At 64.3% G+C, this 13,474-nt stretch carries 9 protein-coding genes; 4 read left to right on the top strand and 5 right to left on the bottom strand.

Translation table 11 applies throughout. From position 1 onward, the window contains the following. The first annotated feature begins 77 nt into the window (after positions 1–77). The 3 genes from H6A16_RS04905 (at position 78) to H6A16_RS04895 (ending at position 2,948) form a co-directional block, all read left to right on the top strand. Positions 78–1,490 (top strand): glycoside hydrolase family 32 protein, encoded by a 1,413-nt coding sequence (locus H6A16_RS04905; protein WP_204616645.1) that lies wholly within the window; start codon positions 78–80, stop codon positions 1,488–1,490. 165 nt (positions 1,491–1,655) lie between these two features. Beyond that, the gene (locus H6A16_RS04900) at positions 1,656–1,910 is read left to right on the top strand and encodes a hypothetical protein (RefSeq protein ID WP_204616644.1); all 255 of its coding nucleotides are present in this window, start codon (positions 1,656–1,658) and stop codon (positions 1,908–1,910) included. Between the two features lie 303 nt (positions 1,911–2,213). After that, the gene (locus H6A16_RS04895; RefSeq protein ID WP_204616643.1) at positions 2,214–2,948 is read left to right on the top strand and encodes a LytR/AlgR family response regulator transcription factor; all 735 of its coding nucleotides are present in this window, start codon (positions 2,214–2,216) and stop codon (positions 2,946–2,948) included. Positions 2,949–3,033: 85 nt separating this feature from the next. Here H6A16_RS04895 and H6A16_RS04890 read toward each other — a convergent pair whose 3' ends face one another. Both H6A16_RS04890 and nifJ read right to left on the bottom strand, forming a co-directional pair. Then, positions 3,034–3,624: an HdeD family acid-resistance protein gene (locus tag H6A16_RS04890; RefSeq protein WP_204616642.1), complete on the bottom strand. Its 591-nt coding sequence runs from the start codon at positions 3,622–3,624 to the stop codon at positions 3,034–3,036. Between the two features lie 475 nt (positions 3,625–4,099). Continuing rightward, positions 4,100–7,627, bottom strand: coding sequence for a pyruvate:ferredoxin (flavodoxin) oxidoreductase (gene nifJ, locus H6A16_RS04885; protein WP_204616641.1), 3,528 nt, complete (start codon positions 7,625–7,627; stop codon positions 4,100–4,102). A 394-nt stretch (positions 7,628–8,021) separates the two neighbouring features. On the opposite strand from nifJ, the gene H6A16_RS04880 reads away from it, so the two are divergent. Next, positions 8,022–8,336 carry a hypothetical protein gene (locus tag H6A16_RS04880; protein WP_204616640.1) on the top strand — a complete coding sequence of 105 codons (315 nt, stop codon included), beginning with the start codon at positions 8,022–8,024 and terminating at the stop codon, positions 8,334–8,336. 107 nt (positions 8,337–8,443) lie between these two features. Here the strand turns inward: H6A16_RS04880 and H6A16_RS04875 are convergent, their stop codons facing one another. Genes H6A16_RS04875 through H6A16_RS04865 form a run of 3 tightly spaced genes read right to left on the bottom strand, consistent with a single transcriptional unit; the run spans position 8,444 to position 13,278 of the window. Continuing rightward, entirely contained in the window at positions 8,444–10,609 is a 2,166-nt protein-coding gene (locus H6A16_RS04875) for an NHLP bacteriocin export ABC transporter permease/ATPase subunit (RefSeq protein ID WP_204616638.1), read from the bottom strand. Positions 10,610–10,618: 9 nt separating this feature from the next. Then, positions 10,619–12,817 (bottom strand): NHLP family bacteriocin export ABC transporter peptidase/permease/ATPase subunit, encoded by a 2,199-nt coding sequence (locus H6A16_RS04870; RefSeq protein WP_204616636.1) that lies wholly within the window; start codon positions 12,815–12,817, stop codon positions 10,619–10,621. Then, on the bottom strand, positions 12,814–13,278 hold the full coding sequence (locus H6A16_RS04865) for a hypothetical protein (protein ID WP_204616635.1): 465 nt from the start codon (positions 13,276–13,278) through the stop codon (positions 12,814–12,816). The genes H6A16_RS04870 and H6A16_RS04865 overlap by 4 nt, the downstream gene beginning before the upstream one ends. Positions 13,279–13,474: the final 196 nt, after the last annotated feature.

Below are 13,474 nucleotides of genomic sequence, written 5' to 3'. Positions count from 1 at the left end.
AACCGCAGACGCGCAACCACCTTCCTGCCGGGGAGCGTCACCATGGCGCTCCCCTTCCCGCCCTCAAGGAGGCCTTCATGACACACAGCGCCTGGCGCATGGGATTCCATCTGATGCCGCCCACGGGCTGGTTGAACGACCCCAACGGTCTCTGCCAGTTCGACGGCACCTACCACGTGTTCCACCAGTACAGCCCCACCTGGCCGGAGCCGCATGCGCCCCGCGGCTGGGGGCACGCCACGAGCCGCGACTTGGTGCATTGGGAGCACCATGGGATGGTCATCTGCCCCGACACGCCCGACGAGGCGTCGGGGTCGTACTCTGGCTGCGCCGTCGAGGTCGGCGAAGGCGCGACGCGGCGCCTGCGGCTCTACTACACCGGCAACGTCAAGGAGCAGGGCGACTTCGACTACGTGCGCACCGGTCGGCGCGCGGCGCAGATTCTCATCGAGAGCCCCGACGGGTTTGAGCTCGGCGAGAAGCGCGTGCTTCTGCGCAACGCCGACTACCCGGCCGATTGCACCTGCCACGTGCGCGACCCCAAGGTGTGGCGCGATGCAGACGGCACGTGGTGGATGATTCTCGGCGCGCGCAACATCGACGACTGCGGCATGGTGCTGGCTCTGCGCTCCGACGATGGCATCGTCTGGCACAATTCCCACGAGATCCGCTCCGATGAACCCTTCGGCTTCATGTGGGAGTGTCCCGACCGCATCGTGCTTGACGGCAGGGCATTTCTCTCGTGCTGCCCTCAGGGCATGGCCGACCGGCCTTGGGCGCACGGCATGCGCGACCAGTCCGGCTACTTTACCCTACCCGAGGGATGCGACCTGACCGACACCAATCTGAAAATCGATGTCTCAACCTTCCGCCTCTGGGATGCCGGCTTTGATTTCTACGCCCCCCAGACCTTCGTGGATGAGCAGGGCCGCACGCTTTTGATCGGATGGATGGGCATGCCCGAAGCCCCGTTCGAAAGCGCGCCGGACGGCCTCGACTGGTGCCACTGCCTCACCGTGCCGCGCGTGCTCGCGCGCCTGGCCGATGGCGCTATCGTGCAGCAGCCGGCACCTGAGCTCGAGCAGCTGCGCGAGGCGGAAGAGGCCCTTGTTCCCCTCGGGGCGACGGTGCTCGAGGGAAGACGACACGACATCGAGGTCTTAGGTACCGAGGGGCCGTTCTCCCTCACGCTCGACGGCGCCCTGCGGCTCGCTTTCGACGGCGAGCAGCTCTCCCTTGCCTTCATCGGCAACGACGCCTCATTGATCGGAGCCGGACGCACCGAGCGCACCTGTCCGCTCGACAAGCTCACCGACCTTCGCATCCTGATCGATGGCTCGGCAGTCGAAATCTTTGCCAACGGAGGCCGCATCGCGATGGCGACCCGTTGGTTCCCCACCGCCGAATCGCTCGTTGTCGCACTCGAGGGATCGAGCATGAGCGTGCACGCCTGGCAGATGGGCGACGGCATGCACAGCACTTACGCCTAGTGACATTTTGGGACCTGTCCCTAAAATGTCACCTCCCGGCGCGGCGCGAATCTCCGTGCCGAGAGTGGACACGAACGGCGTGCAGATGGCGCGAGATAGCCGCATCGAAAACCGCCTGGCATGGGAAACTGTAGTTGAGGTCAAGGTACGTGATAGGAGGCTACCATGACCCAGAACCAGAACCCCATGCCCCAGGGCGCCATGCCCCTCGATGACGATATGCTCGCCGCGACCAGCGGCGGCTCCGGTCCGCTCAAAAACGATAAGGGCGAGTATCTCTTCAAGTGCAACGACTGCGGGCGCATCCTCACGCAAAACGAGATCAATCACGTCGAGTACATGGGTTGCACGTGCGGCTCGCGCAATATCGCTCCCTACTACGGCCCTTCGACTTCCTCGTTTCACGCGCTCGGACGCTAACGATTCGACGCCGGCATATCGATTCCAGAGTCCCCGTCCCGCCCTCGTCGCGGGGCGGGGACTTCTCTATCTCCGCGCGCACGTGTCGAAACCCAAGCCTAAACCGATACCTCCTACCTCGTCTTTTACCGAATGGTCGGGTTTTCGGACCGAGTGGTAGCCCCTCCAGAAGGTGGGTTTTACCCTGTTTCAACTATTATGTGAGCCATACCCGATTTCAATTTACCTCGCTGACGTCCCGCACACGGGGCGCGGCGAATCTCGTTTCTCGAGGTCGGCAATCACGGAAGGAAGAGCTTCGATATGCGCATCGCGATTATCGATATTGCACAGACAGACCGCACCCGCCTGTTGGAAGCTTGCGCCCGCTGGGCCCTGAAGCACCCAACCCAGCCGTTCATCGAGACGTTCTCTGAGGCTGAAACATTTCTGCACGCATGGCGCGCCCGCCAGTTCGATCTTGTCATCGTCGATTGCGCGCTCGGAACAGAGCGCGGCGGCCTCAATCTCGTACGCACCATGCGCGAGCACAACGACGATACTGCCGTCGTACTCACCTCGCAAACACCCGTCTACGCCCTTGAGGGGTACGATGTCGGCGCCGTCGGATATCCGCTCAAACCGGTATCCCTCACGCGTCTGCGCGACACCCTCGACCGCGTCGTGCACAGCAGGCTCATCGACAGCTCCCAGGAACCCATCAGGCTTTCCGCCCAGGGCCTCGAGCTTCTGCTTGAGCTGCGCAGCGTGGCTCTGGTGCAGGCACACAACCATTACGTCGACCTGCTGTTCTCCAACGGCCGTGAGATCCGCGTGCGCAAGAGCTTCTCGTCGATTCGCGAGGCCCTGTGCGACCTCGGTCCGTTCTTCCAGAGCGCCCGCGGCGTGCTGGTGAACCTCAGCTATGTCAAGAGTCTCGATAGCTCTTCGTTCATCCTGTTCAACGGGCGAAGCGCTCCCATCTCGAAGGCCAACCTCCGCGAGGCCCGCGAGCGCTATACGGCCTTCATCCTCGCGCCAGGCAACGAGACATCGTAACGAAACGACGGGCGGTACCATCAAGCGGCACCGCCCGTCGTCGTATTCAGAAGCGGGTTGGCTTTGGAGCACGCCCCGTCCCCCACTACTTGTCGATGCGCTTGATCGAGATCGCCTCGATCAGCAGGCTCACGCCGCCGACCATCAGATATGCCGCCACGATATAGGGCAGAACCACCGTCGTGACAACGGGCATGAGCAGGAACACGACACCCAGCACGATGTTGATCACGCCCGTCACCGTGCACACCGATGCGTTCGGCAACTCGAAATAGCGCATGTGGTGCGCAAACGACAGGCGCTCGGCGCCCGTGAGGATGAACAGGAACGCCAGCAGGAACACAAGCGTACCCGCAGTGAGAAACACCGGCAGCGCGAGGAACAGGATGCCGAGCACCACGTTCAGAATGCCCGACACGAGTCTTGTCGTGCTGCGGAAAAACTCCGGTGTGTCGAAATACGAGAACACGTGCCCCGCTCCCTGGATGATGAGTGCGATTCCCGCCGCGGCCTGCGCGAACACGTACATCCCATAGGGTGCCGCCATCACGAGGCCACCCGCCGCAACAAGCAGCACACCGAGGACGGCAAGGGTCACGCGCGTCTTCTTGATGCGCGTGTTCCAGCGGTCGACGAAAGCTCCCTGGTAGTCATATCGTGCGTCGTATACATGCATAATCTTTCACCTCGATAGATAAAGGAACTCCCCGACCGGGACCGATCGGGGAGCCGTTGGATGGTCCTCTTCTACCCAAGGATTCCGAAATATGCCCTTTTCTTAGGAGCATTTAAGCGACCATGAAGCCATCATAAGTTTTGACACACTCCGCATGGCACAGCAGCGCTTCGCCCGTCAGCATGACGGTGCTGACCCCGCAAGCCTTCCGAGAATAAATATATTCTCGGAAGCCAATTTGGCGTTTTCGCAGGAAAGGCGGGTTTATCGTTCCGACAATATATATTCTCGGAAGGTTGACGGGCCGTTTCCTGGGCTTTTGCGATTTTGCTGCCCGACACCATGTGTTCTCGGAACGGGGACCGGCCGAAGTGCGATCCGTGCGGCCAGACACGGCACGATACACAAAGGGACCCCGGAGCGGATGCCCCGGGGTCCCTTTCAGACTAGATGCAAGCGCCTGAGCGCAACGCCGTTACTCGTTGTAGAGGGCGTTGAGCTTGACGAGGTGCTCGTAGCGGTCCATAGCAGCCTGCTCGTTCTCGGCGAACAGCTCCTGAGCGCGCTCCGGGAAGGAACGGGTCAGGGAAGCATAGCGGGCCTCGTTCATCAGGAACTCCTGATAACCGCCCTTCGGCTCCTTGGAGTCGAGGGTGAACTTCTTGTCCGCAGCGGGGTTGAAGCGGAAGAGGTTCCAGTAACCGCACTCGACAGCCTTCTTCATCTCCATCTGGCAGTTCTGCATGCCGCCCTTCTTGATGGAGTGCATCTCGCAGGGGCTGTAGCCGATGATCAGCGACGGACCATCGAAGGCCTCGGCCTCCTGGATAGCCTTGAGCGTCTGAGCCGGGTTGGCACCCATGGCGATCTGAGCGACATAGATGTAGCCGTAGCTCATAGCGATCTCGGCAAGGCTCTTCTTCTTGATGGCCTTACCAGCAGCGGCGAACTGAGCGACCTGGCCGAGGTTAGAGGCCTTGGACGCCTGACCACCGGTGTTGGAGTAGACCTCGGTGTCGAAGACGAAGACGTTGATGTCGTGGCCGGAAGCCAGGACGTGGTCCAGGCCGCCGAAGCCGATGTCGTAGGCCCAGCCGTCGCCGCCGAAGATCCAGAAGGACTTCTTGGTGAGGTAAGCCTTGTCGGCCAGGATCGCCTTGGCCTTGTCGCAGCCGCAAGCCTCGAGGGCAGCGACGTACGCGGCGGCAGCGGTCTTGGAGGCCTCGGTGTCCTTGCGGGCGTCGATCCAGGCCTGACCGGTGGTCTTGACATCCTCGGGCGTACCGTCGGCAGCGATGAGCTCCTCGGTCTCAGCCACGAGCTTGTTCTGGACGGCCTCGTAACCGAGAGCCAGACCCAGACCGTGCTCGGCGTTGTCCTCGAACAGGGAGTTGTTCCACGCGGGGCCGTGACCATCCTTGTTGGTGGTGTACGGGCAGCGGGCCGCGGGGTTACCCCAAATGGAGGAGCAGCCGGTGGCGTTGGAGATGAACATACGGTCGCCGCAGACCTGGGTCACGAGGCGGGCGTAAGCGGTCTCGGCGCAGCCAGCGCAGGAACCGGAGAACTCAAGCAGCGGCTGCTTGAACTGGGAGCCCTTGACGTTGTTGGCCTCGAGGACCGGCTTGGGCTCGACCTCGGCGACGCAGTAATCGAAGACGGCCTGCTCGGCAGCCTCCTGCTCCTGCGGAACCATGGTGAGGGCGCCCTTCGGGCAGACCTTGACGCAGTTGGTGCAGCCCATGCAGTCGAGCGGGGACACGGCCATGGTGAACTTGAGACCGGTGTCCTTCGGGACCTTGATGTCGAGGGTGCGCAGGTTCTCCGGCGCGGCCTCGATCTCGGCCTCGGTCAGACCGAACGGACGGATCGTCGCGTGCGGGCAGACATAGGAGCACTGGTTGCACTGGATGCACTTGGTCTCATCCCAGTGAGGAACCATAACGGCAACGCCGCGCTTCTCGAACGCGGAGGCGCCGGTGAGGAACTGACCGTCCTCGTGGCCGGTAAAGGCGGAAACGGGAAGCTCGTCGCCCTGCATGCGGGAGATCGGCTCCATGATGGCCTTGACCTGCTTGGCGATGGCGGAGCACTCGGCGTCGCTGAGCTCGGCGACCTCGTCGGTGGCGTCGGCCCAGTCGGCGGGAACCTCGAACTTGTGGAACGCGGTGGCGCCGGCGTCGATGGCCTTCCAGTTGGCCTCGACGATGGCCTGGCCCTTCTTGGCGTAGGACTTCTCGGCGGCGGCCTTCATGTACTCGATGGCGTCAGCCGCGGGCAGGACCTGCGCCAGCGCGAAGAACGCGGACTGCAGCACCGTGTTGGTGCGCTTGCCCATGCCGACCTTCTCGGCCAGGTCGATGGCGTCGATCAGGTAGACGTTGATGTTGTTCTTGGCGATGAAGCGCTTGGCCTCGGCGGGCATGTGCGCGGAGAACTCCTCGTCGTTCCACTGGCAGTTCACCAGGAAGGTGCCGCCAGGCTTGACGTCGCGGACCATCTTGAAGCCCTTGACGATGTAGGAGGGGTTGTGGCACGCCACGAAGTCGGCCTTGGAGATGTAGTACGGCGAACGGATCGGGGAATCACCGAAGCGCAGGTGCGAGATGGTGACGCCGCCGGTCTTCTTGGAGTCGTACTGGAAGTAGGCCTGGACGTACTTGTCGGTGTGGTCGCCGATGATCTTGATGGAGTTCTTGTTGGCACCGACGGTACCGTCGCCGCCGAGACCCCAGAACTTGCACTCGATCGTGCCCTCGGCAGCGGTGTTGGGAGCGTCGTCCATCTCGGGCAGGCTGAGGTTGGTGACGTCGTCCACGATGCCGACGGTGAACTCGCGGGCGGGAGCGTCCTTCTTGAGCTCCTCGTAGATCGCGAAGGCGGACGCCGGGGTGGTGTCCTTGGAGCCGAGGCCGTAACGGCCGCCGATCACGGTGATGCCGGTCTTGCCAGCCTCGTAGAGGGCGGAGACGACATCCTGATACAGGGGCTCACCGATGGAGCCGGGCTCCTTGGTGCGGTCCATGACGGCGATCTTGGTGCAGGTCTCGGGCAGCACGTCGACGAAGTGCTTGATCGAGAACGGACGGAACAGGCGGACCTTGACCAGGCCGACCTTCTCGCCGTGAGCGTTCAGGTAGTCGATGACCTCCTCGAGCGTGTCGCAGAAGGAGCCCATGCAGACCACGACGCGGTCGGCGTCGGCGGCGCCGTAGTAGTTGAACAGGCCGTAATCAGTGCCGAGCTTGGCATTGATCTTGCCCATGTACTCCTCGACGACGGCGGGAAGCTCGTCGTACGCCTTGTTGCAGGCCTCGCGGTGCTGGAAGAAAACGTCGCCGTCCTCGTGGGAGCCGCGCGCGGAGGGGTGCTCAGGGTTGAGCGCGTGATCGCGGAAGGCCTGGACGGCGTCCATGTCGACCATCTCGGCGAGATCGGCGTAGTCCCAGGTGGCGACCTTCTGGATCTCGTGGGAGGTGCGGAAACCGTCGAAGAAGTTCAGGAACGGAACCTTGCCCTCGATGGCAGCAAGGTGCGCCACGGGAGCGAGGTCCATGACCTCCTGGACGTTGCCCTCGGCGAGCATGGCGAAGCCGGTCTGGCGGCAGGCCATGACGTCGGAGTGATCGCCGAAGATGTTAAGAGCGTGGGAGGCGACGCAACGGGCGGACACGTGGAAGACGCCCGGCAGGCCCTCGCCCGCGATCTTGTACATGTTCGGGATCATGAGCAGCAGGCCCTGAGACGCCGTGTAGGTCGTGGTCAGAGCACCGGCACCGAGCGAACCGTGGACGGTACCGGCAGCACCGGCCTCGGACTCCATCTCGATGACGTTGACGGGCGTACCGAAGATGTTCTTCTTGCCCTGCGCGGCCCACTGGTCGACATGGTCGGCCATCGGGCTGGACGGCGTGATCGGGTAGATACCCGCAACTTCGGTGAATGCATACGATACGTATGCAGCCGCCTCGTTGCCGTCCATAGACTTGAACTTACGCGCCATATACCCCTCTCCTCTCAAGTTGGGTGTACATGTTCCGGAAAGCGAAACCTTCCGGGAGTTACCGTGCATGGATACCCTCCGGCGATCTGGACGGCATCAGTGGACAAAAATCCGCATGCACGAATTATTGTACTCCGAACCCGGTATGCAAAAGCCGGAATCTAGGACAGATTTTGGTACAGGTCTCTATGACCGGTACCAGCGGTTTAGTTGCACAAGGGCAACGGAAGCCGTGCCTGGAGCGCCGCGAAAAAGAACAGCGGCGGCACACCCGCTGCAGGTGGATGCAAGCGTTTGCGCGCCGCACGGCATATCCCCGAATGCCACTCGGCTTGACATAAGGCGCGAACGGGCGTCAACGGGCACGAACGTGCACGTCGAACGCACCCACTCCATGCAACAATACGATCAGAGGGAACCGCCGACCGACCGCGGGATCGCGACTCGTCCGACGCATCGACCGGCGCATACCAGGCATTGCGCGCACGCGCAGACCAAACACGGCGCAAAGGAGGCAGCCCTGACTGACGAGAAGCGTATCGACGAGCGCGTCGAGGCCCTGAACGACGAGGAGCTCGAGGGCGCGAGCGGCGGCAAGCGCATCGAGGTCGTCGACGCCGGCTTCGGCAACGTGAACCCCAAGGGCATCTGGGCCGAATCCGCAGCCCCCATGTCCGATTCCGAGGGCCCCACGACCATCCTGATCTAGGATCCATTCAACCGCAGCGATCCGCGCACAAGACGAGCGCCCGCATCCGACAGGTCCGGATGCGGGCGCTCGGTTTCTATCGATCGCGCATAGCGGTGCGCAGGCCCTTATGCCTGCTGGCGCGCCACAAGCGAGCTGAACAGCCCGCCGGCCGCCATGAGCTCCTCGTAGGTGCCGTCCTCCACGATGTGTCCGCCATCGAGGACCACGATGCGGTTGCAGTTGCGGATGGTTGACAGGCGGTGCGCGATGACCAGGCGGGTGCAGTTGAGCGTATCGAGCGATTCGGACACGATGCGCTGGGTCACGTTGTCGAGCGCGCTCGTCGCCTCGTCGAACATGAGGATCTTGGGCTTCGCGGCGATGGCGCGCGCGATCATGATGCGCTGGCGCTGACCGCCCGAAACGCCTCCGCCGCCCTCGGTGACCATCGTGTGCATGCCCATGGGCATGGCCCTGATGTCGTCGGCGATGCCGGCGAGCTCGGCCGCCTCCCATGCCTCATCCTGGGTGAGGCCCGGCGCCGAGATGGCGATGTTGTCGTAGATGCTGCCCTGGAAGAGCTTGCCGTCCTGCAGCACCACGCCGATGCGCTTGCGGATGCTGCCGGCGTCGACGCTCGCCAGGTCGTGCCCGTCGTAGTAGACCGCGCCGCGCTGCGGATGCTCGAACCCGAGCAGCAGGCGCATGAGCGTCGACTTTCCGCAGCCGGTCTTTCCCACCACGGCCACGTAGTCGCCCGGGCGAACCTTGAGCGTCAGGTTGGACAGCACCGGCGGCTGGCCCTCGCGATACGAGAAGGTGACGTTGCTCAGCTCGAAGCCGCCCGAGATCCGCTCGACGGGGCGCTTGTCCTCGGAGGTCTCCGGCATGGTCTTGAGCAGGGGCTTTGCCATATCGAGATACGGCCTGATGTTGGCGATCTGAACCGCCGCGCTGGCAAGCGCGGCAAACGCCGCCGAAACGGAACCGTACGCGGATGAGAACGCCATGTACCCGGCAACCGTGACGCCGCCGGCAAGCGCGCTGCCGTAGATGAGGATCGTGCCGCCGAGCGAGACGAGCGTCTGGATGGTCGACGATAGGCGCACGAGCCAAGGGCCGTTGTACGTCAGGCGGGCCTGCTCCTGGTAGATGTCGGCCCAGGTGGAGAAAGCGCGCTTCTCGGCGCCGGCGAGACGGATCTTCTGCACGCCGCCGATAAGGCCGAGCTGCCAGCCGGAAAGGTTCATGCCCACCTCAAGCTGCTTGCGCACGATGCGCATCTGAGCGAGCGCGACCACAACCGTGACGATCGTGGTGACTGCGACCACGAGAAGCGCCGGAGCCGCGAGCGCCGGGGCGATGTTCGAGATCTGCGCCACATAGGCAAGAGAGAACAGGGAGTTCAGTCCGGCGGAAAGCACGATGTTCTGCAGCTGGCCGGCGATGGCGCTCACCACGTTCACGCGCGCGGCGAGGTCGCCCGACTGCCACGAGCCGAAAAACGACGCCGGCAGCGAGAGCACGCGCATCATGACCGCGGCCTCGAGCGGGAGGTTGAGCTTGGTGGAGATGCGCGTCATCACCATCTGCTTGATGCCGCCGACGAACACCTGCGCGAAGAGCACGCCGACCAGCAGCGCCGCCACCGGGCCGACGATGCCGATGTCGCCCATCTCGATCACCGGGCCGAACACGACCTGGTTGACGCGGGGCGCCACCATGCCGAGCAGCGTCACCGCAAGCGAGGCGAGCAGCACCGCGACGTAGTCGCTACGGTCGAGCGACCGGACCATGTACATCAGGATGTCGAGCACGCCCAGCTCCTTTTGCGGAAGCGGGCGGTAGAAGCAGAACGCCTCGGGCGCCAGCCTCTCAGCCGTGCGGGCGTTGACCGTGACCGCGCCCATGCCGTCGTAGAAGCAGTACCCGCCGCGCGCCTGCGGGACGAGCGCCACCGGCAGCCCATCGTCGGCAAAGCCGAGCATGGCGCCCATGGCGTCGTGATACCAGCCTTTGGACAGGCGCACCGGACGGTACATGATGCCCGTCGAGCGCAGGCGCGCGTCGATGAGCTCGCGCACGTCCACCACGCCGCGCGGGGCCTCGCTGCCCTCGACGCCGTAATAGGCCAAGACGATGTCGAGCGCACCCGTCGCCTGCGCCATCGTCGAATTCGCCTCGGCGGTGCGCTTGCCGGTCACCGCGTCGGACAGGCGCCGAAGCGCCGCCTCGAGGCGTTCGTCGTCGGAGCGGCGCCGTTCCTCGACCTGGCTTTCGAACCAACCCATGAACGCCCCCTACTCCGCAGATACCAGACGCGTATAGACGCCGTCTGCCGCATATAGCTCGTCGTGCGTGCCGCGCTCCACGACCTGGCCGTGGTCGAGCACGATGATCTCGTCGCAATCGCGCACGGCGGAAAGGCGGTGCGCGATGACCACGAGAGTGATGCCGCGGCGCCTGATGGCCTCCATGACCTCAGCCTCCGTCTGGGCATCGAGCGCGCTCGTGGCCTCGTCCAGGATGAGGATGACGGGGTCGGCGGCGAGCGCGCGGGCGATCTCGAGGCGCTGACGCTGACCGCCGGAGAGGTCGCGGCCGCCCTCGGAGAGCATGGAATCGTAGCCGCCCTCGCGCTGCATGACCACATCGTGGATGCCGGCGTCGCGCGCGGCGAGCACGACCTCGTAATCCTTGATGGACTCGTCCCACAGGCGGATGTTGTTCGAGATGGTGTCGTGGAACAGGGTGATCTCCTGGTCGATGACGGACAGGGAGGCGCAGCGCACGTCGCGCGGCACCTCGGCGAGCGGCATGTCATCGAGCCGCACCTCGCCGGACCAGGGACGGTACAGGCCGCTGATCAGCTTGGCGAGCGTGGACTTGCCGCAGCCGGACGCGCCCACGAGTGCGACGCTGCCGCCCGGTTTGACATCGAGGCAGAAATCGGTCAGAAGCGGCGCCGCCAACGGCGAATAGCCGAAGGTCACATGGTCGAGCGTCACGCGGCCGCGCAGCTTCTCGAGGTCCGCCCCGTCCTCGGGCGCGGCGATGTCCTGGTCGACGCACAATGGGTCGACATCGTAATCCATGACGTCCTTGATGCGCTCCATCTCGGTGCGCATCTCCTGGAACTGCTGCATGCTGCTGATCATCGACTTCACCGGCGCGGAGAACTGCGCGGCAAAGCCCTGGAACGCGAGGAGCATACCGATCGTGAACTCGCCCGCCATGATGAGCCACACGCCGCAGACGAGCACCGCGACGTTCGAGGCGGTCGTCACCAGCTGCGGCACCAGGCCGAGACGCTGCTCGATCTGGGCGTAGCGCACGCGCTGCGCGTTGGCGTTCGCCTGAAAACCCGCCCAGCGGCAGAAGAAGCCCGACTCCACGCCGGACGCCTTGAGCGTCTCGATCATGGAGATGCCGGCCATGGTCGCCGACGAGAGGTTGGCCTCGTCGCGCATCTGCACGCGCGCGATGTTGATGCGGCGCCTGGAGATGATCCTCGCGACACCGATGTTCAGCAGGACCGAAACGACGCCGATGGCCGCAAGGAGCGGCGAGTAGGTCACCATGATCACCAGGTACACGACGAGCATGACCCCGTTGATGGCAAGCGGCGCGAGCGTGCCCACGAGCGTCTGGGCGATCGTGGCGTTCGTCGCGGCGCGGGAGGTGATATCGGCAGCCATGCGCTGCGAGAAGAACTCCATGGGCAGGCGCAGGACGTGCCACATGAAGCTCGAATTGGATGCCACGGCCATCTTGCCCTCGAGGCGCAGCAGGTACACGGCGTTGAGGGCCGCAACGACCACCTGGATGAGCGCCACGATGGCGAGCAGCACGATGAAGGGCATGGCCCAGCTGGGGCTCTGCCCGGTGAGCAGGCGGTCGGTGAACACCTGGGACAAGGCGGGGTTGACAAGACCCAGCACCGAGGTGATCACGGTCGTGAGCATCAGGAAGATGATTGCCGACGACGTACCGCGCAGGCGCTCGCGCGCGAACGCGGCGATGCTCGCGGGCTGACCCGATGGCTCGAACTCCTCGGTCGGCGTCATCGTGAGCACGACGCCCGTGAACTCGCGGTCGAAATCCTCGATCGGTATCTTGACCTCGCCGCGCGCCGGGTCGTTCAGGTAGGCGCGCCCCTTCTTGAAGCCGCGGAGGACGACGAAGTGGTTGAACCCCCAGTGCACGATGCAGGGGAACTGACCCTGCTCGACCAGGCTGTCGATCTCAAAGCGGTACCCGCGCGCATCGAAACCGTAGGTGCGCGCCGCCTTGACGATGTTCAGGGCGCTCTGGCCATCGCGCGAGACGCCGCAATCGCGGCGCACCTGCTCGAGCGGCAGCCACTTGCCGTAGTACGCGGCGATGATCGTCAGGCAGGCGGCGCCGCACTCGAGCGCCTCCATCTGCATGATCTGCGGTACGCGGCCCGCCAGCTTGCCCAGCGGCGTCACCGCGTGCCCGCGACGCGCGGCACTCATGCGGCACCAAACAGAAGCTCGAAGGGCTCATAGGTCTTGACCGTCAGCGTGCCCCGGTAGACACCGGGGTCGAGGTCGATCAGCACGACGCCCACGTTGTACCAGCCGCTCGCCGGCCCGGCGATGCCGGGCGTATCGACCGAGCTCTCGGGCACGGCGGTGTCGCCCACCGAGCTGATAGCGCCCTCGACCCCGTTTACGACCACCTTGTCGCCGCGCGACATCTCGGTACCCGAGGCGCTATCCACATAGCAGGTCGCACCGCTCCTGCCGGCGACGACCACGATCTCGCGCGTATCGCTAATGCGGCCGAACGCACCCCAGATCAAACCGGCACCGAGTAGCAGGAGCACCACCACCAGCGCAAGCCAGGCGCCGGGATTCGACACCTGGATGTAGTCGTCCAAGTGCTCGGGAGAGTTCATGTGGTCGAGGCTCTTCTGCCTGAACGGTCCGGACATATGCCACCTCGCTTGCTTAACCAATAGAAAGAGACGCCCCGAAGGGAACGAAACGTTTCGACCGCCTGCCCTCGCGTCCCCCGTGCACAACGGCGAGGGGCGCGCGGGCAGGCGGTCGGCGTATCCGACAACCCGATGGCCGCAGCGAGAAACCGGGAGCCTGGCGAAGAGGACACAAGAAGCTGAACCGACTGAC

Source organism: Collinsella tanakaei (assembly GCF_016900375.1).
Classification (GTDB): Bacteria; Actinomycetota; Coriobacteriia; order Coriobacteriales; family Coriobacteriaceae; genus Collinsella.
This window is presented reverse-complemented; position numbering and strand designations above follow the sequence as displayed.

Bases quoted from the DNA above. Each gene is read 5' to 3' on its own strand.
- H6A16_RS04905 (WP_204616645.1), top strand. From the start codon at position 78: ATGACACACAGCGCCTGGCGCATGGGATTCCATCTGATGCCGCCCACG.
- H6A16_RS04900 (WP_204616644.1), top strand. From the start codon at position 1,656: ATGACCCAGAACCAGAACCCCATGCCCCAGGGCGCCATGCCCCTCGAT.
- H6A16_RS04895 (WP_204616643.1), top strand. From the start codon at position 2,214: ATGCGCATCGCGATTATCGATATTGCACAGACAGACCGCACCCGCCTG.
- H6A16_RS04890 (WP_204616642.1), bottom strand. From the start codon at position 3,624: ATGCATGTATACGACGCACGATATGACTACCAGGGAGCTTTCGTCGAC.
- nifJ (WP_204616641.1), bottom strand. From the start codon at position 7,627: ATGGCGCGTAAGTTCAAGTCTATGGACGGCAACGAGGCGGCTGCATAC.
- H6A16_RS04880 (WP_204616640.1), top strand. From the start codon at position 8,022: ATGCAACAATACGATCAGAGGGAACCGCCGACCGACCGCGGGATCGCG.
- H6A16_RS04875 (WP_204616638.1), bottom strand. From the start codon at position 10,609: ATGGGTTGGTTCGAAAGCCAGGTCGAGGAACGGCGCCGCTCCGACGAC.
- H6A16_RS04870 (WP_204616636.1), bottom strand. From the start codon at position 12,817: ATGAGTGCCGCGCGTCGCGGGCACGCGGTGACGCCGCTGGGCAAGCTG.
- H6A16_RS04865 (WP_204616635.1), bottom strand. From the start codon at position 13,278: ATGTCCGGACCGTTCAGGCAGAAGAGCCTCGACCACATGAACTCTCCC.